We start from the raw sequence: 23,218 nt of genomic DNA, 5'->3' as shown, positions 1-23,218 counted from the left end.
CTTGGTAGATAAGCGTTAGATGCTTTAAAAAGCATAGCCGTAAGCAGTAATGATGGCGCGTGCCTTGTCACCTTTGAGGTAATCCATCAGTGCTTTGGCAGCCACATTGTCCTTGGCATTGTTCAGCACAATGGCGTCCTGGCGGATGGGCTCGTGCATCTCGGCGGGCACTACCCAGGCCGAGCCGGACTTGATCTTGCCGTCTTCCATCACTTGCGACAGCGCCACAAAACCCAGCTCTGCGTTGCCAGTGGCTGCGAACTGGTAGGTCTGGCCAATGTTTTCACCTTGCACAAACTTGGGCTTGATGGCATCCAGCAGGTTCAGCTTGGTCAGGGTCTGCTCGGCAGCCAGACCGTAAGGGGCCAGCTTGGGGTTGGCAATGGCTACGTGCTGGAACTTGCCAGTCTTGAGTACTTCGCCGTTGGCATCCACATAGCCGTCCTGTTTGCTCCACAACACCAGCTTGCCAATGGAGTAGGTAAAGCGTGAAGCCGCATCGCCCTTGCCCTCTTGCGCAATTTGGGCGGGGGTCTTGTCATCAGCCGCCAGCAAGATGCCGAAGGGTGCGCCGTTGCTGATCTGGGCGTAGAACTTGCCCGTTGCACCAAACGAAAGTTCAGCCTTGTGGCCTGTGTCCTTTTCAAACTGCGCCGCAATCTTTTGCATGGGTGCAGTGAAGTTGGAGGCGACGGCGACCGAAATGGTTTCCGCGTGGGCAGCACCTGTAAACAGAGCGGCGATGAGGACGCAGGCACGCACGGAGGGAGATGTGAACATAATCGCTATTCCTTTTGTGAATAACGAAAGTATAGCCACACTGGCTCAAACTGTGGCGCAGTTGGCGGCATGATAGGCAGATGCCCCAGTCTCGTTCCGATGTCATCACCGCAGCCACCCAAGCGGCTGCAACTGCAACTGCTGCTGCCGCTGCAGCTGTTACGTCCAAGCCTGCCCCCACCCTGATGCAGGCGCTGGGGCACCCGCTGTCTGACCGCCGCTTGCAGGTGCTGCGGGCCTTGGGTGAATGTGGCTCCATCTCGCAAGCCGCCCGCGAGGTGGGGGTGAGTTACAAGGCCGCATGGCAGGCCATTGATACGCTGGGCAATCTGGCGGGGGTGCCGGTGGTGGAAAAAACCGTAGGCGGTGCCGGTGGCGGCGGTGCCAAGCTGACTGCTGCGGGTCAGGAGCTGCTGCGTGCCGCCCAGGCCATGGCGCAAGCGCGTGGTGCGGTCATGCAGCAATTGCAGTCGCCCGCTGCGCTGCAGCGCCTGGGGATTCAGACCAGCATGCGCAATCAGTGGCCGTGCCAGGTGCAGCGCGTTGATATTGCCGGGGCGCTGGCCTTGGTGCATGTCCAAAGTCAGCACGGGGATTTGCAGCTGACGGCCCGTATTACGGCGGAAAGTGCGCAGTTGCTGGGGCTGCAGGCTGGCATGCCGGTGCTGGCCATGTGCAAAGCCACTGCGGTGGACGTGCGTGCTTGGAGCCAGACGCCCGCAGCCAATACCTGGCCGGGAAAAGTCACGCGAGTGACTCAGGGTGCCATGGGCGATGAGGTGGCCATGCAGATGGCCGCGGGTGTGCAGTGGGTGGGATTTGCGCCGGCTGGAAGCGGCCTGCGAGCAGGGCGAAAAGTCAGTGTACACATCCCGGAATTTGCCTTGGTGTTGGCATTGCTGGCATAAGGCCGTACGCTATTGATCAAGCTCAAGCCTTGCGGGATGATTGGCGGTCATAGTGTCCAATTGCAAAAAGAAGGGTGGGCAACCCAGGGTTATCAAGGCTTCAAGAAAGTCATAGCGCCCGGCTTTTTGCCACAATAACGACTTTGATGGAGTGGTGATGGTCTGCAGCCGCGGGCTGATCTGAAAGAAAAACGCAGTGAGCATTTTTGACCGGTTGATTTCGACGTTGACGGGTGGCGATGGGACCCCAGCCCAGCCACCTGCTAAGACACCAACCCCTGAGGGTGACGAGAAACGTCAGCGTTTCATGGGCCGTTCAGGTGCGGAATCCCAGCCTGAGCCTGTGGTGGAACAGGGCCTTGCGGGCGGGCCTTCCAGCATTTGGCTGCATGTGCAGCCCCCCACCCAGCGCTTGCTGCTGGTGTCTGATCTGGGTGTGGCAACTGGGCAGGAGCTGACCGCCAAGATGACGGCAGACCTGCATCGCCTTGGCTGGTGTGAAGAGATTGCGTACCACGCAGGCTACGACCAGTACTGGAAAATGCCTTCGCAAGAAGCTATTTTGCGCACGCCCTCTCTCTACGAGATTCCCACACCACTGCTCAACCGCATGAAGCTGGAGACCCGTCTGGTCAAGCAAGGCGAGCCCCGTGGTTTCTGGATGCATGTGCGTGTCCGTTCTGAAGATGAACTGTCTGAGCAGCATTGACATTCCGGGGCAGGCTGTCCGGTTTTTAAAAAGCACCCCAGTGGTGCTTTTTTGACGTCTGGCGTTTGGCTTTTGAGGCTTAGCGGATCGTGCCCAGCACGGCAGAGCCTTCCAGCAGCGGCCACTGCGTTCGCTGTACAAAGCTGGCGTAATCCATGGGGCGGGTGATTAGCGCATCGGCACGGTTGGGCAGTACATAGGCCCATGCACGCTGCTGTGATTCGTCATACACCAGCTTGAAAAGGTGACTGGGTATCCAGACCGCATTGCGCCCCAGCGTATGTGTCTGCCCTTCGTGCAGAGGACCGGAAAACACATACACATTGCCTGCAGCCCGCTGTGCGTACTTGCGGGTATCGGCCTCCAGCTTGGACCACAGCTTGCGGTTGTGCGTGGGGTTTTGCGGCACCATGTTGGTCAGCGCAAAGGATTGCGCCATCGCTTGTGCGCTGGGCTGGTTGGCTGCTGCGGCCAGATGCCCACGGTCAAAACCACTGTCCTGGTAGTCAGTGAGGGCTGCGCGCCATTGTTCGGGCACGCGTGTGTCTGCAAAGAATTTATCGGTGCGCTCCAGCCCCGCCGCTTTCTGCATGCGCTGGCGATTGAGTTTTTCCACCACCACCATGGGCGTTTTGGTCAGCCCGGAGTACAGCACCGCAAATGCGTCTGAGCACAGTGGCAGTGCTGCCCATTGGCTGCTGATGGTGGTGACCTGCAAAGGCCGCTGCTGTGGAAACTGGTCGATGCATGCTGCAAATGCCCCCCCGCCAGTCTGTGCTGATGGCGCAGGGGCTGCTGCCGGGACAGGCACCAGATCTGCGGCCTGAGTGCGCAGTACATCCAGCGCGCTGCCCGTGAAGTGGGTGCTGATGCTGCGTACTACGCTGCGAAACTCTTGCAGCCATTGCCTGGAGGCTGCGCTGAGCATGCTCTCTGGAGGCTGCAAAATCAGGTTCAGCGGATTGATGGGCTGGCTCAATACCGCATTGCCAAAAATGGCCCCCCAGACAAAGCAGGCCATACGGCTGGTCAGGCGCTGGCGCAGCCGGCGCAACCAGGTGACAGGGGGAAGGGATTTGTTTTTTTTACGCGTAGCCATGGAACATGCTGGTCAGCCGCCGTCTGCTAGTGCGCTGATAGCATGCAAGCCATGAATTCTAAGGTGATATTGCGTTTTTTATTGCGATAAACTGTATGCAATTACAGTGTCTTTGGGCAAGGCGTAAATATTCCGGGAATTTGCGCAGTTTGAAAAAAGTGATCCAAAACTGTGCATATAATCGTGGCTTAGCGGCTGTAGCTCAGTTGGATAGAGTACTTGGCTACGAACCAAGGGGTCGTGGGTTCAATTCCTGCCAGCCGCACCAAACGACAAGCCTCAGAACTGAAAAGTTCTGAGGCTTTTTCGTTATGCTGCTTTTGTCTGGCAGTGCGTGGCGTGGCGTGGGGTGGCTGCTAGATATCACTGCTAGCTGTGAATGCTCGTGCTCAGATTAGTGCATGGGGGGTGGCGCAGCCTGTGGCAGCCGCAGCGTAAAACAGGCTCCTTGGCCTGCTTCGCTTTGCACCTCAATGCTGCCGCCGTGCTGCTGAGCCACCGAATGCACATAGGCCAGGCCCAGACCAATGCCCGGGATGGTGCTGCCCGCGTGCTGGTGCTGGCGTGTGAATGGGGCAAACAGGCGCGCCTGTTCCTGAGGGCTGATGCCATCGCCCTCATCGCGCACAGAAATGCACCAGTGGCCATCCTGCAGTGCCAGGCTGCAAAACACAGTGCCCTCTACCGGGCCGTACTTGATGGCGTTACCGATCAGGTTGCCGCAGGCGCGGCGCAGCATGCTGGCGTCGCCCAGCACCCAGGCTTCTTCTTCCTGCGGCATCCAGTCCAGCTTGACAAAGCGCGCGTGTGCGGCTGCCCAAGTGTCATCCAGAGCCTGGTCAATCACGGCTCCAAGCTCCACGGGTGTGCGCTGTGCCAGTGCATTTTGAGCGCGTGCCAGGTGCACAAAGTCATCGGCCAGAGCCAGGCCCGTACGGGCGTAGCGCTGAATGCGCTCAATGAGCAGCGCAGAGACGGGCTCTGAGCCAAAGTGCTGCTCCATCTCAATCACCGTCAGGATGGCGCCAATAGGTGCGCGGATGTCGTGCGAGATGAAATGCATGGCCTGATCGCGCTGTGCCATGGCCTGACGCAGGTCGCTGATGTCCACCAGAGTGACCAGCCAGCCGATTTCATCGGCAACGGTAAAGGGCTGGCTGAGCATCAAAAGATTGTTCTTTTGCAGATCAATCCCTTCACGCTGAATGGTGTGATCCAGCGGCGGAGGGCAGCTGCTGTCCCACAGCGGCTGCAAGCTGCCGCGCTCCATGGCACCGTCCAGCAGGTCGGCCAGGGGCTGCTGAGGCTGCAGTGTGCGCCCCAGACTGTGCGCATAACGGTGGGCTGCACTGTTGGCCAGCAAGATGTGGCCATGGCGATTGCATGCCAGCGTGGGGGATGGCAGTTGCAGCAGTGTTTCCGTCACAAACTGGTGCAGCTGACGCAACTGCTGCGAGGCTTGCTCGACAGCATCAATGCGGTGCTGCAAAAAATCGCCCCGCTTGTGGGGAGACTGTGTGTTGATCTGCAGCCCTTGAATACGCAGCCCCTGCATTTCCTGATTCAAAAAGCGTGCAGCCGCATTCAGGCGTCGCCAGCTCCACAGAGGGTAGGCCAGTGTCAAAATCAGCAAGGCCGCAGCAGGGCTGAAAACCGTGTGCGCCCATCCTGGGGTCAGGGCACTGGCAATCAGGGTGAGCAGGCCCAGACCCATGCAGGCGAGCAAAGCGGCGGAGGGGCCCAGCACGGACAGCGCCGCCAGGCCCAAAGCGGCAGGCACCAGGTTAAAGGCACGGTTGGCCCAGGAACTGGCGCTGACCGCATGCTGATTGAGCAAGGCTCCACTGGCGATGTGAGCAACCAGCTCCACACTGTAGGTTGCCGCTTGGCTGGCCCCGCTGGGGGTGGGCAGGGTTGTGCCCAGTCCCGTGGCTGCGGTGCCGATCAGCACATGCTTGTTGCGAAATGCCTGTGCCGGAATGCGGCCTTGCAGCACATCGATGTAGGCGTACATGGCAAAGGGCGGACGGCCCTGAGCAAAGGCGATGTAGGTGCGGTCATCGCGCTGCCACGTGCCGAAGCTGGGTATTTGTTTGGAGTTGGTGTCTGCACAGGCGGGGCGCTCAGGCTGGCTGATGCACAGCATGGAAAGGCCCAGATGCAGCCACAGCTGATCACTGACACCCTCACGGGCGTAAAAGCTGCGCACGCCGCCATCGTCGTCCATCGGCAGGTGCACGTGGCCCAGGCGTGCGGCAGCTTGTGTGAACATGGGCAGAGGCAAGCTGGCGGGCTGATCGCCAAACCCACGCACAACGGGCAGTACGACGCGGCCGCTGCGGGCCATGCTTTGCGCAAGCACAACGTCGTCTTCGGGGTAATCAAGGTCAGGCTCTGAGAGTAAAAAATCCAGGCCGATGGATTGGGGCTGGCCGCTGCTGATGTGGTTGATCAGGTGGGCGTGCAGGGCGCGCCGCCAGGGCCAGCGGCCAATGCTGCTCAGGCTGCGTTCATCAGCCAGTACCAGCACCACGTTGGGTGAGGGCTGGTGGCGTTGCAGTGGCAGCGTCAGATCTTGCAGCCACAGATTGGCGCGCGACAGCTGCTGGGGGCCGGAGAGCCAGAACACCACGGCCAGCAGGCCCAGCGACATCAGCAGCCATTCCAGCGAGAGTGAGCGCTTCATGCCAGCTTTTTTTTGTGCATGAATGCGTTAGCGGTACTCAATACCCAAGCCCGTTCCCGAGCTGACAGGGTTGCCGTCACTGTCGTGCAGCAAAGCCAGTACCTGCACGCTGCGAGGCGGAGAGAACGCACTGTTCAGACCTGAGGGGTCTTGCACCTGAATGCGAACGTGCCACGTTCCGGCAGGCAAACCTGCGGCAGTCCAGCGTGGGGTGTCCAGCGTAGTGTCCAGTGCAGGCTCGGTGCCCGCAGGGGTGGAGAAAACCTGCAAGCGAAAGCGCTGACCGGATTCGGCAGGCCAGTGGATGGTGGACAAGCCCGCTTGCGTCTGCACCTTCAGATCATCCAGCGATGGTGCTGCTGGCTTGGGTGCAATCCGGAACGTTTGTGCTGCTGCAAATGGGCCCTGATCTTCCTGATCTTTGACCATGCGCACACTGGCTGCGCGCCACGCATACGTGCCTTGTGGCAACGCGTTCAAATCCATGGCGCACTGCGCCTGGCTGGTGCTTTGCAGCAAGGCCTGTGCAAACGCTGCGGCAGGGGCAGGAGATTCCAGGCTTTCCAGCGCAATGACCTGATGGCGATAGCTGCTGGCCCCATCCACCGGGGTGCATTGCAGCTGGGCCTCGCCTTGTGCCAGCACGCCGCCGGGCGCCGGGTTCTGCGCCAGTGGGGGGACGGGATGGGCTTTAACGCGCAAAGGTGCTACGGCAGGCATGCCACTGATGCCTTGGGTATCCATGGCGCGCACGTGCAGAAAATATGCACCATCGGGCAGGGCTGCAAAGCGTGCATCGCTGCCAGCAAACTGGCCGTTGCGCAGCACATGGTGGCCCTGCGCATCTTCACTGACGCTGACGCGCCAGCCCTGTGCGTTGTCCCATTGCGGCAGCGGCAGGTTCAGCCACTGCGCGTCTTCGTTGAGCGAGGGCAGCTCACCAGCCGCAGGGGCTGGCAGCAAGTGGGCCACCGGCCCGGCATGGCCGTCGGCACTCACGGCAATGCCCGTACGGGCCAGCAAGACAGCAGTGGGCGATGCTTTGTCTGCATCTGCCAGCGCCTGCACAGTCGTGCGGCCTTTCAAGACGGCCGAGGTCGTGCGCCCATCGGCAAGCAGCTGCATATCAAACTCTGTGCCGCGCACGCTGGTAGAGGCCACTGGCGTGATGATGTCCAGACGACGCTGTGCATCCGGTTTTCCGGGCACTTGCACTTGCACGCCACCCTGCTGCACTTGCAGCACCGATTGCAGGCTGCCCGAACGGCCCCGGCGGCGCAGCTGGCTCAGCTCGACCAGGGAGGTGGCTTGTACGCGTACGGTGCTGCCATCGGCCAGGCGCACGGCCACAAAAGCGTTGGGGTCCAGCTTGATCTGATCGCCTTCTTGCAAAGACATGCCGCGTGCAGCGGGGGCTGCAACGCCACTGCGGCTGACATGGGCGGTGCCATGGACATAGTCCACCGAGGCTGTGGCGGCACGCATGAGTTGCAGGGGTATCTCCAGCACGGAGCCCGGCTTCAAGCGGTAAGGGCTGCCTACACTGTTGTGGCTTTGCAGTGCGGGCCACAAAGCGGCATCACCGAGGTAGCGCTGTGCCAGTTGCTCCAGCGTATCGCCCGGGGTGATGCGGTGGGTAACTGCCGTGGGGTGCAAAGGTATTTGCTGTGCAACTGCAGGCGTGGCGGCCATGCTGCAAACCAGTGTCACCAGCGCGATGGCAGCAACGTGCAAACTGGGCAATGGGAGATGGTTCGCAGCGATAGGGTGCATACACAAAAAAGTAGTGAGGAAAAGCTAGTTCTCGTGCGCATCCAGGCGATAGCCTAGACCGTACACCGCAGCAATCGAGTAGTGATTGCCCGGGCGCAATTGCAAAACCTGACGCAAGCGCGAGACATGGGTGTCCAGCGAGCGGGACAGGACATCCGGGTTTTGTCCCCATACCGATTCACGCAAATGATCGCGAGACATCAGGCGGCCTGCGTTCTGGAACAGCAGCATGGCCAGCGCAAATTCACGGTGGGTCAGGAGCACTTCCTGGCCTTCAAACCCCACGGTCAGGGCTGAGCGGGTGAACGTGTAGGGGCCAAAACGCTGCACATCGTCCGTGCACAGCGGGTAGGCGCGGCGCAGCAGTGCATGGATGCGCGCTTTGAGCTCTGCCAGGCGCAGTGGCTTGACCATGAAGTCGTCTGCACCGCACTGCAGGCCTTCGACAATGTCGCTTTCCTCACTGCGGTGTGTGATAAACAAAATAGGTGGGGCATGCTCCAGGTTGGTGCGTGCCCACTGGATCACCTCGGGGCCGCTGGTGTCGGGCAATACCCAGTCCACAACGAGCATGTCGAAAGTTTCACGCCGCAGCTCTTGCTGAAAAGACTGGCCCGTAGTGTGCAGGCTGCACGTGTGGCCCATTTCATGGGCAACACGCTCCATCAGCTCCAGCTGCAGTCGATCGTCGTCCAAAACGGCAATGCGCATTCAGCGGTCTCCCTCTTTTTATTGATTTGGAATGCTAGGCCTTGGCTGCCTCTTGCAGCAGATGCAAAGCTTGCACGATGTCTTCTTGCGTCACGCCATCGGCGGGCTGCACCACGGCTGCCAAAGCGGCCAGGGCATCAGCACCTTGCTGCTGCAACTGGGCAATGCTTTGTCCGGCCAGTTTGGGCTGGTCAAAAGCGGTGCTTTGCAGCAGCAGGCTGCCATCGGCAGCCATGAACTTGAAGTAGAACTTGCCGTCGGTTTCGCGGTACTGTTTGAAGCTGGGCAGCGCGATTTTGGCGGATTTGGATTTTTTGGCACTGCTGTCCTGGCTGGACAGACTGCGCAAGCCCACAGCTGCACGCAAGGTGGTGATGAATGGGCGTGTCAGTGCACGTGCACGCTGGGCACCCAGTTGCAGCGCGGCCTCTACCTTTTCGGGGTGTGCCATCAGGTCTTCATAGCGCGCACGTTTGGGGGCCAGTTCTGCATCAATGCGCTCAAACAGCATGTGCTTGGCATCGCCCCAGCCAATGCCGCTGGCAAAGGCTTGGCGCATGGTCTCGGTTTCTTGGCTGGAGGAGAAGGCCTGGTAGAGCTGGAACAGGGCCGAACCTTCGGTGTCCTTGGGCTCGCCTGGCGCACGCGAGTCGGTGACGATGCTGCCAATCAGCTTCTTGAGCTGCTCGCGGGTAGAGAACAGGGGAATGGTGTTGTCGTAGCTCTTGCTCATCTTGCGGCCATCCAGGCCGGGCAAGGTGGCAACGCTCTCTTCAATCGCGGCTTCAGGCAAAACAAAGTGCTCGCCATACAGGTGGTTGAAGCTGGAGGCCATGTCGCGCGCCATCTCTATGTGCTGGATCTGGTCGCGGCCCACAGGCACTTTGTTGGCGTTGAACATCAAGATGTCGGCAGCCATCAGTACGGGGTACATGAACAGGCCGGCAGTCACGCCGTCGTCCAGTTCACGGCCTGATTCTGCGTTCTTGTCCTGCGAAGCTTTGTAGGCGTGTGCGCGATTGAGCACGCCTTTGCCGGTCACGCAGGTCAAAAACCAGTTGAGTTCAGGAATCTCGGGGATATCAGACTGGCGATAGAAGACCACCTTTTCTGGCTCCAGCCCGCAAGCCAGCCAGCTGGCTGCAATTTCGAGGGTGGAGCGCTGTATGCGTGCTGGATCCTGGCACTTGATCAGTGCGTGGTAGTCCGCCAGAAAGTAAAAGCTTTCAACGTCGGATGTCTGGCTGGCAGCGATTGCGGGGCGGATGGAGCCTGCATAGTTACCCAGATGGGGTGTGCCGGAGGGGGTAATGCCTGTCAGAAAGCGGGTGTTGCTCATATCTCAAACCAAGTTCTAAGGGGTGGACTGCGTCTTGGAGCAGCCTGAATGCGTGTTTTTTTCTTTATCTCAGCACAGCCATCAGTGGCGTGATGATGAAATCGATGGCGCTGTAGCCCAGGTTCATCAGAGGGCGCAGCCAGATGGTGCCGACAATGCCCAGCAGCACCAGCGCCAGAACGATAAAGAAGCCATAGGGCTCTATGCGTGAGACGGTCATGGCTGCTTTGGTCGGTAGCAGCCCGAGCAGGATGCGTCCGCCATCCAGAGGCGGCAGCGGAAACAGGTTGAAGGCCCACATGACCAGATTGACCAGAATGCCGGCACGCGCCATTTCAAGAAAAAAGCGTTCGTCGGTACGGGTGGCCACCAAGACCACCAGTACGACGGCCCACACAATGGCCTGAATGAAGTTGGAGGCAGGGCCCGCAAGCGCCACCCAGATCATGTCGCGCTTGGGGTGGCGCAGATTGCCGAAGTTCACGGGCACGGGCTTGGCATAGCCAAACAAGAAGGCCCCTGAGGTCGAAAAGTACAGCAGCAACGGCATCAGTATTGTGCCGATGGGGTCAATGTGTTTGAGGGGGTTGAGCGTGATGCGACCAAGCATGGAGGCAGTGTGATCGCCAAAGTAGCGGGCAGCGTAGCCGTGCGCGGCCTCATGCACCGTGATGGCGAAAAGCACGGGCAGGGCGTAGATGAGTACAGTTTGTATGAGTTCGTTCACCCGGTGATTGTCGCAAACATCAGTGCCACTGTCCTTGTACTAGGGGAAGTTGCTACAAACCAATCGCGGGCAAGCTGCCTGCACCCTGTCGCATCAAGCTGGGTTCGCCACCCGTTGCCATGGGCGTGAGGTCAAGCACGGTGGTTGGCTCCAGCGGGCAGGCTCCTGCATCGACCACGGCGTCGATCTCGTGCTCAAACCGCTCTCGAATCTCTTGCGGATCATTCATGGGGGTGTCTTCCCCCGGGGCGATCAAGGTGGTGGCCAGCAATGGTGCGCCATGCAGCTGCAGCAGCAGCTGGGTGCCTTTGCGGTCAGGCACACGCAGGCCGATGGTTTTGCGCGAAGGGTGGCTGACCCTGCGTGGCACTTCCTTGGTGGCATCCAAAATGAAGGTGTAGGGGCCGGGGGTGGCCAGCTTCATCAGGCGGTACTGTTTGTTGTCAACCACGGCATAGTTGGCCAGCTCTGACAAATCACGGCACAGCAGCGTGAGGTGGTGCTTGTCATTGACCTGACGAATGCGGCGCAGGCGGTCGACGGCATTTTTATCATCCAGCTGGCAAACCAGGGCGTAGCTGGAGTCCGTCGGAATGGCCAGTACCCCGCCTTTTTGCAAGATGGCCACTGCCTGCTTGAGCAATCGAGGCTGGGGGTTGTCCGGATGAACTTCAAAGTACTGTGCCATGGGGTGTCCTTTGTTTTGCGCTGTCCCTGCATTGTGCTGCGCAACGCAGCCACTGGCTCAATTTATGTCGAACGGCTGGGTGCTTTGTGGATGCGATGGGCCAGCAGTTCGTGGATGCAGACATAGCCGGCAGGGTCGCTGGGCAGGGCACCTAGGTCCATCTTGGATTCCTGGGGACTGTGGAAATCGCTGCCACGCGAGATGGCAAAACCAAACTCTTTGGCCAAATCCGCGTAGTGCAGGTACTCGTGCGGGGCATGGCTGCCGGTGACGGCTTCGACAGCCTGTCCGCCATAGGCTTTGAAGCTGCTGAAAAAAGCGTACTCCTCATTGGCCGTGAACCCGTAACGCGCGGGGTGGGCTATGACGGCAACCCCCTGGGCGGCGCTGATCCAGCGCACAGCCTCCTCCAGCGTAGCCCAGCGCTGGGGCACGAAGCCTGGTTTGCCTTCAACCAGGTAGTTGCGAAACACTTCATAGGTGTCTTTGCAGATGCCAGCCTCCACCAGATGGCGTGCAAAGTGGGTGCGTGAAATCAAGGCCGGGTTGCCGACGTATTTCAGGGCCCCTTCGTAGGCATGTGCAATACCGACAGCTTCCAGCTGTCGCCCCATCTCCTGCGCGCGCGGGCCACGGCTATTGCGCAGGCTGCTCAGACCTTCGAGCAACTGGCGGTCTTGCGCATCAAACCCCAAGCCCACGATATGCACCGTGGTGTTGGCAAAGCTGACAGAGATTTCTACGCCCGTTAAAAAATCCAGACCTTGTGCGTTGGCAGCCATCTGTGCTTCAGCAAGACCGGCCGTTTCGTCGTGATCGGTCAATGCCCACAGCGTGACCCCGCTGCGCTGGGCACGTTGCGCCAATGCGGTGGGCGAGAGCGTGCCATCAGAGAACGTGGAATGGCAATGAAGATCGGCGCAGAAAGTGTCAGACATAGAAAAGAAATGGAGCCATGTGCGGCAGCTCGCAAGAGCGTGGGCAGCAGGCTTTAAAAGTCAATGAGAGAGAAGGCCTTTTTAACCCTGTTTGAGTTTCCGCAAGTTTCGGCGGGTCTGTCATTCGCATTTCTTGACACTTCTAGATACTTTGCAGGCCCGCGTGTACGCCACGTAGCGCCACTGGGGGAAGTATTAAAAATATGAAAGATAAAGGGAGTTATATGCAATTGAAGAACCTGTCGGTGTCTAAAAAAATATGGGCCTTGCTGCTGGGGGTGCTGGTGCTGATCCTGACGGCAGGCTTTGGCATGACCAACTACATCAGCAGCGTGCAAGACCGGGAGCGGATGGCGTTGCAGGACTATGAAAAACGCATTCGCCTGGCTGTGCAGTGGCGCGGTGTGACGGATTACTCGGTCGCCCACGTGGTGATGGGCGCGATGTCGGCAGAAGATGGACTGAGCCGGTACGCACAGGAAAAGACCAAAGAGGGTATTGAGGCTGCGACAGCCTTGCAAGGGCAGCTGGAGCGTTCCCTGACCGACCCACAAGGACGTCAGCAGTTAGAAAAAATTGCACAGGCACGCGCCAGGGTGCTGGACATTATTGGCACCATCAACAAGCTGCGCGCAGATTCTGACCTTGCCGGCGTACGTGCGCTCTTGGACAGCCAGTTGCTGCCAGGTGTTGCGCTTTTTAACCAGGCGCAAACTGATTTGGTGACGCTGCAAGAGCGCCTGCGTGACCAGGCTCAGCAAGAGGGCGCTGAAGCGCGGGCTACGGCCATGCTGTGGGGCAGTGTGGCGCTGGCTGGGGTGGTGCTGGTGGGGCTTTTGCTGTCGATCCTTGTGGTGCGCCAGATCACCATTCCTTTGGCACGCGCCGTTTCAGTGGCTGACACAATTGCTGCAGGCGATTTGACGGTGCATGTGCAAGACGAGCGCAAGGACGAGCTGGGCAACCTGCTGCGCAGTCTGGGTGCCATGGCGCAGCGCTTGCGCGATGTGGTCTCTGAAGTGCGCAATGGTGTGGATGCCGTGTCTTCGGCTGCATCGCAAATTGCCACGGGCAACCATGACCTGTCCGGGCGCACCGAGCAGACTGCGGCGAATCTGCAAGAGACCGCCGCCAGCATTGAGGAGCTGACGGCTACGGTGTCCCAGTCTGCGGATACGGCGCGCCAGGCCAACCAGCTGGCCAGCACGGCCGTGCAAGCGGCCGAGCGTGGGGGCCAGGTGGTGCAGCAGGTGGTCAGCAGCATGCAGCAAATCACCAGCAGCAGCCACAAGATTGCCGACATCATTGGCGTTATTGACAGCATTGCTTTTCAGACCAACATCCTGGCCCTCAATGCAGCGGTAGAGGCTGCCCGCGCAGGTGAGCAAGGCCGCGGTTTTGCGGTGGTGGCAGCTGAGGTGCGTTCTTTGGCACAGCGCAGCGCAGAAGCGGCCAAAGAGATCAAGGCGCTGATCTCCACCAGCGTGAGCAATGTGGACGCGGGCTCTGGTCAGGTGGCGCAGGCTGGTGAAAGCATGCATGAGATTGTTGCCAGCGTGCGCCGTGTGACGGATTTGATTGGCGAGATCAGCGCCGCAACCCATGAGCAGCAAGACGGCTTTGTACAAGTCAATCAAGCGGTGAGCAATCTGGACCAGATGACGCAGCAGAACGCGGCCTTGGTGGAGGAGTCCAGCGCGGCAGCTACAGCCATGAACGAGCAGGCGCAGCGTCTGGCCCAGGTGGTGTCTGTGTTCAAAGTCGGGCAGATGGCTGCCATGCAGCCGGTGCGGTCCATGCAGACACATGCACAGCCCAAGGCCATGGCGCCCGTTGCTAGCCGTGAAAGTGCTGCGCCAGCAAATACACCAGTAAACACGCCAGCGAAGGCAGTCGCCAGGCAGGTGGTCCGGCCTGAAGCGGCCGCTCCCAGGCCGGTATCAGCCAAGTTAGAGAGTGCTGTTACAAAAAAAACCACAGCCGCGACAGAAGATGACTGGGAGAGTTTTTAAGCGACCTTTGCCGACCAAGGGTTTGCGAGAGCAACTGTCGCCCAACAGCAGTGAAAAAATCAATCACCCTATTGGTTGCAGTGCACCAAGAGGGTGTTTTGCATCTTTGTGTTGCGCAAAACCGTGTAGCGATTTCACTTGCTGAGGCCAGCAAGAACAATAAGGAAGAGGGAGCAATCATGCGTTTGAACAACCTGCCAGTCGCTTTCAAGCTCTGGGGTGTGGTGCTGGGCTCTATGGCATCCATGCTCACGCTGGCGGTCATCTTGACCATGCTGGCTGAGCAGCGTGCGAGCGCCGTGAACCAAAAGACAGAGCAAGCCGATCAACGTATTGCCACCACGATGCGCTGGAAGGCGCTGACGGAGCTGACGGTAGAGCGCATCGTGGTCAGCGCGATGTCTTCGGAGGCCGCGCTGGTTCATGAGATGACGCAGCTGGGCAGCAAAGGCATTGCCGGTGTGACAGAGCTGCAAAAGCAGGTGGAGGCGATGGCCGAGACCGATGAGGAAAAAGCGCAACTGGCCAAAGTCGGGGCCAACCGGGCGCAGGCGTTGGCAGCGGTGGCCAAAATTAATCAGGCGCGTGAGGCAGGTGACATTTTGCTGGCGATGGATGTCGCCACGAATCAGCTGCGTCCGGCGGTGGCGGTCTATGTGCAGTCGCAAGAAGATTTGCTGCAGCTGCAAGAGCGCTTGCGCAATGAAATGCGCGAGCAGGCCATGGTGCAACGCCAGCAAGCGTATTGGTGGGTGGGCGCTATCAGCCTGTTGCTGGTCATGATGGGGCTGGGACTGGCGGGCATGATCGTGCGCTCTATTACGCGCCCTCTGGACCGTGCCGTGGATCTGGCAGACACCATTGCGGCGGGTGACTTGACGGTCGATGTGCATGACGATCGCAAGGACGAGCTGGGCCATTTGCTGCGCAGCCTGAGCGCCATGACCCACAAGCTGCGTACTGTGGTGAGCGAAGTGCGCAGTGGCGTTGAATCTGTATCTGCGGCGGCCAGCCAGATTGCTACGGGCAACCATGACTTGTCGGCACGCACCGAGCAAACGGCTGCCAATCTGGAAGAAACCGCTGCCAGCCTGGAAGAGCTGACCTCCACCGTCACACAGTCTGCAGACACCTCGCGGCAAGCCAATCAGCTGGCAGGCACGGCGGTACAGGCGGCAGAACGCGGTGGCGCGGTGGTGCAGCAAGTGGTGCAGAGCATGGCGCAAATCAACAGCTCCAGCCGCAAGATCAGCGACATCATTGGCGTGATTGACGGCATTGCTTTCCAGACCAATATTTTGGCGCTGAACGCGGCGGTAGAAGCCGCTCGCGCAGGCGAACAAGGCCGTGGTTTTGCCGTGGTGGCGGGGGAGGTGCGCAGTCTGGCTGGGCGCAGCGCGGAGGCGGCCAAGGAAATCAAGACCTTGATCACCGCCAGCGTGAGCAATGTGGATGCCGGCTCGGCACAGGTCACGCAGGCCGGCGAGAGCATGCAGGAGATTGTGAGCAGTGTGCGCCGCGTGACTGACCTGATTGGTGAGTTGAGCGCCGCTTCGGGCGAGCAGCACGATGGCTTTGCGCAGGTGAATCAGGCGGTTAGCAATCTGGACCAGATGACGCAGCAAAACGCGGCTCTGGTTGAAGAATCCAGCGCGGCCGCCATGGCCATGAATGAGCAGGCACAGCGTCTGGCGCAAGTGGTGGCCGTGTTCAACGTGGGCACTACGGCGGTCAAGGCCGCAGCCGCCAAAGCGCCGGCGGTGGCCAGCACCTTTGCAGCCGCAAAGCCAGCCCCAGCGCAACAGCCGTCGGGCAGTCCCGCGTCGCTGGGCCGGGCGAAAGGGCAGCCTGTGCAGGCTGAAAAACCCGCAGCAGCAACCAAGTTGGTGGCACCTGCCAAGCCTGCAGCTGCAGCCCCCAAAGCCGTGGCACAGGGCGCAGAAGACGACTGGGAGAGCTTTTAAAACCCCGCTGACACCGCCCTTGATTGCGTGCTTGCTGCGCGTTTTCAGCGCAAGCCTGCGGTTGACAGGGTGTGTGGGTGGTTTCAGACGCGGTGCTTACGCCGCGTGAGGTGTTTCCATGAAACAAAGGCCTGCATTGCAGGCCTTTGTTTTTTGATAGCTGGTAGCGCTTGCCCATCAATGATTTCAAAGTGAAAACATGCTGAAGTGATGGTGTATTAAGCGCTGGTAGCTACTTTTTTAATTGTTTTTGCTGTTTAGCCTTCGGTGCCTTCCACCAGAAACTGCACCTTGCGCTCGCCACGGAATTCGTTGATGTCCAGGCGAAACGCCATGTGCACCCAGTCGGGCAGTGGCTCGGTGCGGCCAAACCAGATGCCATCCACCACATCGCCGCGGTGGCGCAGTTGCAGCTTCAGGTGCTTTTCACCCACCAGACGCTGCGAGAGGATTTCCACATCTTCACTGAAGGTGGGGTAGGCAAAGCCCTGGCCCCACACCTGCAGATTCAGTTGCTCGACCACTTCAGAGTGGCGAAAGGCCGGGTCCAGCGGGCCATCGGTTTCTACGCAGCGGGTCAGCGTTTTGGCATCCAGCCACTCTTGCGCCACTTGGGCAAAGGCTTGCTCAAAGGTGTGAAAGTGTTCTTCCACCAGCGTGCAACCTGCGGCCATGGCGTGGCCCCCAAAGCGCAGCAGCACGCCGGGGTGGCGCTTGGCCACCAAATCCAGCGCATCGCGTAGGTGAAACCCGGGGATGGAGCGGCCCGAACCTTTGAGCTCGTGCGCTTTGCCCTCTGCCTGGCTGGCGGCAAACACAAAAGTGGGGCGGTGCAGCCGGTCTTTGACGCGCGAGGCAACGATGCCGACCACGCCCTCGTGGAACTCCGGGTCAAACACGCTAATCGCTGCGGGCGGTGTGACGCCGTCTTCAAACAGCTCATCGGCCAATGCAAAGGCTTGCAGGCGCATGCCGCCTTCAATTTCCTGGCGCTCGCGGTTGATGCTGTTGAGCGTGCGCGCCAGCTCCAGCGCCAGGGCGTCGTTGTCAGTCAGCAGGCACTCAATGCCAATGGTCATATCGGCCAGTCGCCCGGCAGCGTTGATGCGCGGGCCCAGTGCAAAGCCAAAGTCAGAGGTGGCCGCCTGGCTGTAAGAGCGGCCTGCCGCCTCATACAGGCCGCGAATGCCCGCCTGCATGTGGCCCTTGCGAATGCGCTGCAGCCCTTGCGCAACCAGACGGCGGTTGTTGGCATCGAGCTTGACCACATCGGCCACGGTGCCCAGTGCCACCAGGGGCAGCAGCGTATCGAGCTTGGGCTGGTTGCCCGCCTCAAATACGCCACGCGCACGCAGCTCGGCACGCAGCACGAGCAGCACGTAAAACATCACGCCCACGCCAGCCATGTGCTTGCTGGCAAAGCTGCAGCCGGGCTGGTTGGGGTTGACCATGGCGTCCGGCGCGGGCAGTTGATCGCCAGGCAGGTGGTGGTCGGTCACCACCACGGTCATGCCCAGGCGCTTGGCCTCGGCCACGCCCTCTACGCTGCCAATGCCGTTGTCTACGGTCAGCAGCAGCTCGTGCCCTTTGTCGTGTACTCGGCGGGCGATGGGGGCAGACAGGCCATAGCCGTCGGTGATGCGGTCAGGCACTTCGTACGTGACATGCTGCGCGCCCAGCATTCGCAGCCCGCGCACGCCCACGGCGCAGGCGGTGGCGCCGTCGCAGTCGTAGTCGGCCACGATGCAGATGCGCTTTTGCGCGGCAATGGCATCGGCCAGCACGCAGGCGGCAGTCTGGATGCCCATCAGCCCCGAAGGAGGCAGTAATTTACCCAGCCCGGTGTCCAGCTCTTCACAGGATTGAACGCCACGCGCCACATACAGGCGTGCCAGCAGTGGGCTGATGCCCGACTGCACCAGGGCTTGCACCGTGGTTTCGGGAATGTCTCTTTCAATAATCTTCATAGCGCCTGGTGCAGTCCCGCAAAGCGCTGGGGGCTGAAAATGTTCTTGATCTTGTCGCGCAGACTGCGCGGTGCGGTGTCAAAACTGCGGGCATGGTGCTCGCCACACAGCGTGAGCGTGGCTTTCCCGCCTTGGGCGATGTGCTGCACCAGGGCAGCCACAGGGCCAGCGTCGGCGGCCAGCCACGCCTGCTTCCAGGCCGGCCAGTCCTGGCGCAAGGCGGTCTGGCGCAATTCGTCCCACAGCTGCACCTGCATGTGCGATTGGCACTGGTGGGCATGCGCCAGTGCTGCCGGGTCAAGCAGCCCTGCACCGTGCAGCCAGAAGGCGTTGATAGGCTGCAAGCCACGCTCGGCGCGGTGCTCGTTAAAACGGTCGGTGTACAGCAGCATCTGCACTTCGCTGTGCAGGCGGTGCAGGCTGCGTGCCGTTTGCGCAGAGGGCATCCAGGGCGTGACGTCGCGCAGCAAGACCCGGTCCACAGAGGCTGTCTGCAACTGCGCCAAAGCAGTGCCGCTGACGCACCACAGATGCGGGTGCACGATCTCCAGCGTCAGTCCATCTTCAGCAAACCACGGTTGCAGCAGGGCGTGCAGAGCCTGGGCGTCGTCCATGTCCAGCTGCAAAGCAGCGGGGTCATCCATGCGCACCTGATCGGGGCCTGCCGTCCAGTGGCAGGGCGTGAACCAGGCGCAGGCCGTGTCCGTCATGCCCTGTGCCAGTGCAGCCCAGGCAGGCTGCAGGGGGTTCAGCCCCCAGGCAGCAGCGACGGCACGTTCGTGCGGTGGAATGGGGTGGTCTTGCTGTCCTTCATCGGTTTGCGCTGGGCTCAGTGTCTGGAGCAATTGGTCCAGATGCGGCAGCGACAGGTTTTGCAGCACATGCTGGCAGCTGGCGTCTTGCATGGCAGCGTAAGGCAAGACGAGATGGTGGTGGGGGGCTGGCGCAATCGGCGAGGCCGCAAAAGGCAAAGGCAGGACAGGCGAAGAAGTGGGCATAAGCGCGTATTGTCCCTAAACCGCTGCACCGCGTCAGCCTTGTATGACATGGCAGTGCTGCGGCCAGTGCCACAATGGCGCCCAAGTATGCAAATTCCTTACGAACTCGCTCTAGGCTGGCGCTATACGCGCGCAGGCCGCGCCACAAGGCGCAATGGCTTTATTTCATTCATTTCTGGGGTGTCCATGCTGGGCATTGCCTTGGGCGTGGCCGCGCTCATCATCGTGCTCAGCGTGATGAATGGCTTCCAGAAAGAAGTGCGTGACCGCATGCTCAGTGTGGTTTCGCACATTGAAATTTTTGCACCCAATGGTCAGGCCATGCAGGACGTGGACACCACCATGCTGCAGGCCAAGCAGCACCCTGAAGTGATTGGCGCTGCGCCCTTTGTGGCTGCGCAGGGCCTGATTGCGCGCGGTGAAGACATGAAGGGGGCTTTGGTGCGCGGCATTGATCCTGCGCGCGAGGGCGAAGTGACCGATCTGGCCGCGGCGAATGCCGATGTGCTCCAACGCCTGACGCCGGGTGCTTTCAACATTGTGCTGGGGCAGGAGCTGGCCCGGCAGATGGGCGTGGGCGTGGGCGATGTGGTCACGCTGATTGCTCCCAGTGGGCAGGTCACGCCTGCCGGGGTGGTGCCGCGCCTTAAGCAGATGACGGTGGCCGGAACGTTTGACTCGGGCCACTACGAGTACGACTCGGCCATGGTCATGCTGCATTTTGAGGATGCACAGCGCATCTTCCGTCTGGAAGGCCCTACAGGCATTCGCCTCAAGCTCAAAGACTTGCACGAGGCTCCACGCGTAGCCAAGGAGCTGGCGGGCATGATCACAGAGTTCTTGTACCTGCGTGACTGGACACAGCAAAACAAGACGTGGTTTGCGGCCGTGCAGCTGGAAAAACGCATGATGTTCATCATCCTCACGCTGATCGTGGCCGTTGCGGCATTCAATCTGGTCTCCACGCTGGTGATGACGGTGACAGACAAACGTGCTGACATTGCCATTTTGCGTACGCTGGGCGCATCGCCCGCGTCCATCATGGGCATCTTCATGGTGCAAGGCGCCATGGTGGGCGTTATAGGCACGTTCGCCGGGTTGCTGCTGGGCTTGGGTGTGGCGCTGAATATCGACGTCATCGTGCCTGCCATCGAGCACGCACTGGGTGCCACCTTCCTGCCCAAGGATATTTACCTGATCAGCAAGATGCCCAGCGAGCCGCAGTACAGCGACATCATGCCAATTGCCATCATTTCTTTGATTCTGGCTTTTGTGGCCACCATTTACCCCAGCTGGCGTGCCAGCCGCGTGAATCCTGCAGAGGCGCTGCGTTATGAGTAATCCAGTAGTTTTGGAGGCGCGCGGTATTTCCAAGCGCTTTGAAGATGGGCACCTGAATGTGCAGGTGCTGCACGATGTGGATTTGCAGGTGCATGCCGGTGAGACGCTGGCCATTGTGGGTGCATCGGGTTCGGGCAAAAGCACCTTGCTGCATTTGCTGGGCGGACTGGATGCCCCCACACAAGGCAGCGTGCACTTGAAGGGTGAGCCCCTGCATACGCTCAGTCCCAAACGCCAGGGCGAACTGCGCAACCAGCACCTGGGCTTTATCTACCAGTTTCATCATCTTTTGCCCGAGTTCAGCGCACTGGACAATGTGGTCATGCCGCTGCGCATTCGCCGTGACCGCAAAGAACAGGCGCTGGAGCAGGCTGCGCACATGCTTGAGTCCGTCGGACTGAAAGAGCGCATGGCGCACCGCCCTGCGGAGCTGTCAGGCGGCGAGCGCCAGCGCGTAGCCATTGCACGTGCGCTGGTCACGCACCCGGCGTGTGTGCTGGCCGATGAGCCAACCGGCAATCTGGACCGCTCCACCGCTGACACCGTGTTCGCCTTGATGCTGGAGCTGGCGCGCACCAACGGTACCGCTTTTGTGATGGTGACGCACGATGAATCGCTGGCCGCCAAGTGCGACCGCGTGGTGCGCCTGGTCAAGGGACAACTGACTTAGACCCACTCACACGCCTGGTGCAATACGCTGTTGCTTGGTTTTGTTGTACACCTGAACTGCCAGTGGCTTCGCGCCCCGTTTCCAACGCAAATGAAAGATTGCAGCGTGGTTTGTGTAAAGGGGCCTTAATCGGCAGTGGTTTAAAAAAATAGCACCCAGCGCTTGTATGTAAAGCATTTCAAAGTGAAAACTATTTGAAAGCGTTGCATATAAAGCGATAAGTGCTACTTTTATTGATTAATTATTCAGCGACGCCATCAACCAAAGCCTGCATGCAGCGCCTTGCCGGGGTGGCTGCTTTCAGGCACCCCCCGGGGACTGCGCCTGAAGCGGTCAGCACTTGCTGCCTGGCTGCGTATTTTTATTCACTGACCTGTGGCGCACAGGTGCTCAATTTTTGCAATATGCGGTTGCAGATCATGCCCTTGCGCAGCCATCCAGGCGTCGTCGTAGTAGGTGTCCAGATAGCGGTCACCGCCATCGCAGGCCAGAAATACGATCGAGCCTTTCTCGCCCGCGGCCTTCATTTCGCTGGCCAGCTGCAGTGCGCCGTAAAAGTCGGTGCCCGTGGAGCCCCCAAAGCGTTTGCCAGTGAGTTCGGCCAGATAGCGCATTGCGGCGTACGAGTCCACCGTCGGCACGCGCAGCATGCGGTCAATCACATCGGGGATGAAAGAAGGCTCTACCCGGGGGCGGCCAATGCCTTCCACGCCTGACGACTGTGCATTGCACAGCGAGCTGTCCCGGCACTGGTGGTAATCCAGGAAAACGGAGTTCTCGGGGTCAACGACGCACAACTGCGTGGCATGACCGTGGTAGCGGATGTAGCGGCCAATCGTGGCCGATGTGCCGCCTGTACCAGCGCCCGTGACAATCCAGCGCGGCACAGCGTACTGCTCTGCTTGCAGCTGACTGAAGATGGATTCCGCAATGTTGTTGTTGCCACGCCAGTCGGTGGCCCGCTCGGCGTAGGTGAACTGGTCCATGTAGTGGCCCCCGGTTTGAATGGCCAGCTTTGCAGCCTCTTCATACACCTGGTCGCCACGGTCCACAAAGTGGCACTGGCCGCCATAGAACTTGATCAAGTCCACCTTGGCAGGGGAGGTAGAACGTGGCATGACTGCGATAAAAGGCAAGCCCAGCATGCGTGCGAAGTAGGCCTCAGAGACCGCCGTGCTGCCTGACGAAGCTTCAATGATGGTGGAGCCTTCACGCACCCAGCCGTTGCACAGTGCGTACAAGAACAGCGAACGCGCCAGGCGGTGCTTGAGGCTGCCAGTGGGGTGGGTGGACTCGTCTTTGATGTACATCGGAATGTCTTCAAAGCCCGGCAACTCCAGCGGAATCATGTGCGTATCGGCTGAGCGATGAAAGTCACGAGAGATGCGCTTAACAGCGGCAGAGGTCCAGGAATTAGAGTGATGCATGGTTATCCTAGGCAGACTGGGAGGACTAAAACTGCCTCGATTTCGATACCTGCTGCTTTGGGTAAAGCGGCAACTTCAACGGTGGCACGAGCAGGGTAAGGGGCAGTGAAGGTGGCAGCCATCACATCATTGACTGTGGCGAAACCACTGAGGTCTGCCATGTAGACGGTAAGTTTAACGACGTCTTTCAACGTGCAGCCAGCACTTTGGGCAATAGCTGCGATGTTGCTCAGCGAAGCTTGCGCTTGTGCACCAATGTCATCAGGCATGGTTGTGCCGTCGGCGCTCAAAGGCAGTTGCCCAGAGACAAACAGAAAACCACCTGCTGCGATGGCTTGTGAATAAGGGCCGATTGCAGCCGGGGCATTGCTCGATGAGATGGCTTGAAACTTGTGGGTGCTCATGGGGTGTTCATTCACAACGTGGTGGTGTGTGCGTAGCACACAAGGATGGCTTGGGGTGTGGCTTTGGGCCCCGGGCC

General features: G+C 60.0%; 19 protein-coding genes and 1 tRNA gene. 7 read left to right on the top strand and 13 right to left on the bottom strand.

Features of this window, described 5'->3' with window-relative positions; all coding sequences use genetic code 11:
• Nucleotides 1–24: 24 nt before the first annotated feature.
• On the bottom strand, nucleotides 25–780 hold the full coding sequence (gene modA, locus H9646_RS10195) for a molybdate ABC transporter substrate-binding protein (protein WP_191723243.1): 756 nt from the start codon (nucleotides 778–780) through the stop codon (nucleotides 25–27).
• Between the two features lie 80 nt (nucleotides 781–860).
• Between modA and H9646_RS10190 the strand changes: the two genes are divergently transcribed.
• Together H9646_RS10190 and H9646_RS10185 are read left to right on the top strand one after the other, a co-directional pair.
• Complete coding sequence (locus H9646_RS10190) at nucleotides 861–1,688, top strand: TOBE domain-containing protein (protein WP_191723242.1); 828 nt, start codon at nucleotides 861–863, stop codon at nucleotides 1,686–1,688.
• A gap of 196 nt (nucleotides 1,689–1,884) precedes the next feature.
• On the top strand, nucleotides 1,885–2,397 hold the full coding sequence (locus H9646_RS10185; RefSeq protein WP_191723241.1) for a hypothetical protein: 513 nt from the start codon (nucleotides 1,885–1,887) through the stop codon (nucleotides 2,395–2,397).
• A 79-nt stretch (nucleotides 2,398–2,476) separates the two neighbouring features.
• Here the strand turns inward: H9646_RS10185 and H9646_RS10180 are convergent, their stop codons facing one another.
• Nucleotides 2,477–3,496, bottom strand: coding sequence for a DNA/RNA non-specific endonuclease (locus H9646_RS10180; protein ID WP_225214094.1), 1,020 nt, complete (start codon nucleotides 3,494–3,496; stop codon nucleotides 2,477–2,479).
• Between the two features lie 191 nt (nucleotides 3,497–3,687).
• Here H9646_RS10180 and H9646_RS10175 point away from each other — a divergent pair.
• Nucleotides 3,688–3,764, top strand: a tRNA-Arg gene (locus H9646_RS10175).
• A gap of 126 nt (nucleotides 3,765–3,890) precedes the next feature.
• Here the strand turns inward: H9646_RS10175 and H9646_RS10170 are convergent.
• From H9646_RS10170 to H9646_RS10140, 7 genes are all read right to left on the bottom strand, one after another.
• Complete coding sequence (locus H9646_RS10170; RefSeq protein ID WP_191723240.1) at nucleotides 3,891–6,182, bottom strand: CHASE2 domain-containing protein; 2,292 nt, start codon at nucleotides 6,180–6,182, stop codon at nucleotides 3,891–3,893.
• Between the two features lie 27 nt (nucleotides 6,183–6,209).
• Complete coding sequence (locus tag H9646_RS10165; RefSeq protein ID WP_191723239.1) at nucleotides 6,210–7,955, bottom strand: FecR family protein; 1,746 nt, start codon at nucleotides 7,953–7,955, stop codon at nucleotides 6,210–6,212.
• A gap of 24 nt (nucleotides 7,956–7,979) precedes the next feature.
• Nucleotides 7,980–8,666 carry a response regulator transcription factor gene (locus H9646_RS10160; RefSeq protein WP_191723238.1) on the bottom strand — a complete coding sequence of 229 codons (687 nt, stop codon included), beginning with the start codon at nucleotides 8,664–8,666 and terminating at the stop codon, nucleotides 7,980–7,982.
• A 34-nt stretch (nucleotides 8,667–8,700) separates the two neighbouring features.
• Nucleotides 8,701–10,005, bottom strand: a complete 1,305-nt coding sequence (locus tag H9646_RS10155; protein WP_191723237.1) for a tryptophan--tRNA ligase — start codon at nucleotides 10,003–10,005, stop codon at nucleotides 8,701–8,703.
• A 64-nt stretch (nucleotides 10,006–10,069) separates the two neighbouring features.
• On the bottom strand, nucleotides 10,070–10,732 hold the full coding sequence (locus H9646_RS10150) for a site-2 protease family protein (RefSeq protein WP_191723236.1): 663 nt from the start codon (nucleotides 10,730–10,732) through the stop codon (nucleotides 10,070–10,072).
• 52 nt (nucleotides 10,733–10,784) lie between these two features.
• Nucleotides 10,785–11,420: an L-threonylcarbamoyladenylate synthase gene (locus H9646_RS10145; protein ID WP_191723235.1), complete on the bottom strand. Its 636-nt coding sequence runs from the start codon at nucleotides 11,418–11,420 to the stop codon at nucleotides 10,785–10,787.
• A 62-nt stretch (nucleotides 11,421–11,482) separates the two neighbouring features.
• The gene (locus H9646_RS10140; RefSeq protein ID WP_191723234.1) at nucleotides 11,483–12,358 is read right to left on the bottom strand and encodes a PHP domain-containing protein; all 876 of its coding nucleotides are present in this window, start codon (nucleotides 12,356–12,358) and stop codon (nucleotides 11,483–11,485) included.
• 224 nt (nucleotides 12,359–12,582) lie between these two features.
• On the opposite strand from H9646_RS10140, the gene H9646_RS10135 reads away from it, so the two are divergent.
• Nucleotides 12,583–14,370, top strand: a complete 1,788-nt coding sequence (locus H9646_RS10135; RefSeq protein ID WP_191723233.1) for a methyl-accepting chemotaxis protein — start codon at nucleotides 12,583–12,585, stop codon at nucleotides 14,368–14,370.
• A 179-nt stretch (nucleotides 14,371–14,549) separates the two neighbouring features.
• The gene (locus H9646_RS10130; protein ID WP_191723232.1) at nucleotides 14,550–16,334 is read left to right on the top strand and encodes a methyl-accepting chemotaxis protein; all 1,785 of its coding nucleotides are present in this window, start codon (nucleotides 14,550–14,552) and stop codon (nucleotides 16,332–16,334) included.
• A gap of 257 nt (nucleotides 16,335–16,591) precedes the next feature.
• Here the strand turns inward: H9646_RS10130 and recJ are convergent, their stop codons facing one another.
• The gene (gene recJ / locus H9646_RS10125) at nucleotides 16,592–18,301 is read right to left on the bottom strand and encodes a single-stranded-DNA-specific exonuclease RecJ (protein WP_191723231.1); all 1,710 of its coding nucleotides are present in this window, start codon (nucleotides 18,299–18,301) and stop codon (nucleotides 16,592–16,594) included.
• Nucleotides 18,298–19,299, bottom strand: a complete 1,002-nt coding sequence (locus H9646_RS10120; protein ID WP_225214093.1) for a phosphoglycerate mutase — start codon at nucleotides 19,297–19,299, stop codon at nucleotides 18,298–18,300. Before H9646_RS10120 ends, recJ begins: the two co-directional genes overlap by 4 nt.
• A gap of 87 nt (nucleotides 19,300–19,386) precedes the next feature.
• Between H9646_RS10120 and H9646_RS10115 the strand changes: the two genes are divergently transcribed.
• Both H9646_RS10115 and lolD read left to right on the top strand, forming a co-directional pair.
• A complete protein-coding gene (locus tag H9646_RS10115; protein WP_191723230.1) occupies nucleotides 19,387–20,640 on the top strand; it encodes a lipoprotein-releasing ABC transporter permease subunit in 1,254 nt (417 codons plus the stop codon).
• Complete coding sequence (gene lolD, locus H9646_RS10110) at nucleotides 20,633–21,310, top strand: lipoprotein-releasing ABC transporter ATP-binding protein LolD (RefSeq protein WP_191723229.1); 678 nt, start codon at nucleotides 20,633–20,635, stop codon at nucleotides 21,308–21,310. The genes H9646_RS10115 and lolD overlap by 8 nt, the downstream gene beginning before the upstream one ends.
• Before the next feature lie 365 nt (nucleotides 21,311–21,675).
• Here lolD and H9646_RS10105 read toward each other — a convergent pair whose 3' ends face one another.
• Together H9646_RS10105 and H9646_RS10100 are read right to left on the bottom strand one after the other, a co-directional pair.
• Nucleotides 21,676–22,737, bottom strand: a complete 1,062-nt coding sequence (locus H9646_RS10105) for a PLP-dependent cysteine synthase family protein (protein WP_191723228.1) — start codon at nucleotides 22,735–22,737, stop codon at nucleotides 21,676–21,678.
• A 2-nt stretch (nucleotides 22,738–22,739) separates the two neighbouring features.
• Nucleotides 22,740–23,141: a Rid family detoxifying hydrolase gene (locus tag H9646_RS10100; protein ID WP_191723227.1), complete on the bottom strand. Its 402-nt coding sequence runs from the start codon at nucleotides 23,139–23,141 to the stop codon at nucleotides 22,740–22,742.
• Nucleotides 23,142–23,218 lie beyond the last annotated feature (77 nt).

The sequence above is a fragment of the Comamonas avium genome (assembly GCF_014836675.1).
Lineage (GTDB): Bacteria > Pseudomonadota > Gammaproteobacteria > Burkholderiales > Burkholderiaceae_C > Comamonas > Comamonas avium.
This window is presented reverse-complemented; position numbering and strand designations above follow the sequence as displayed.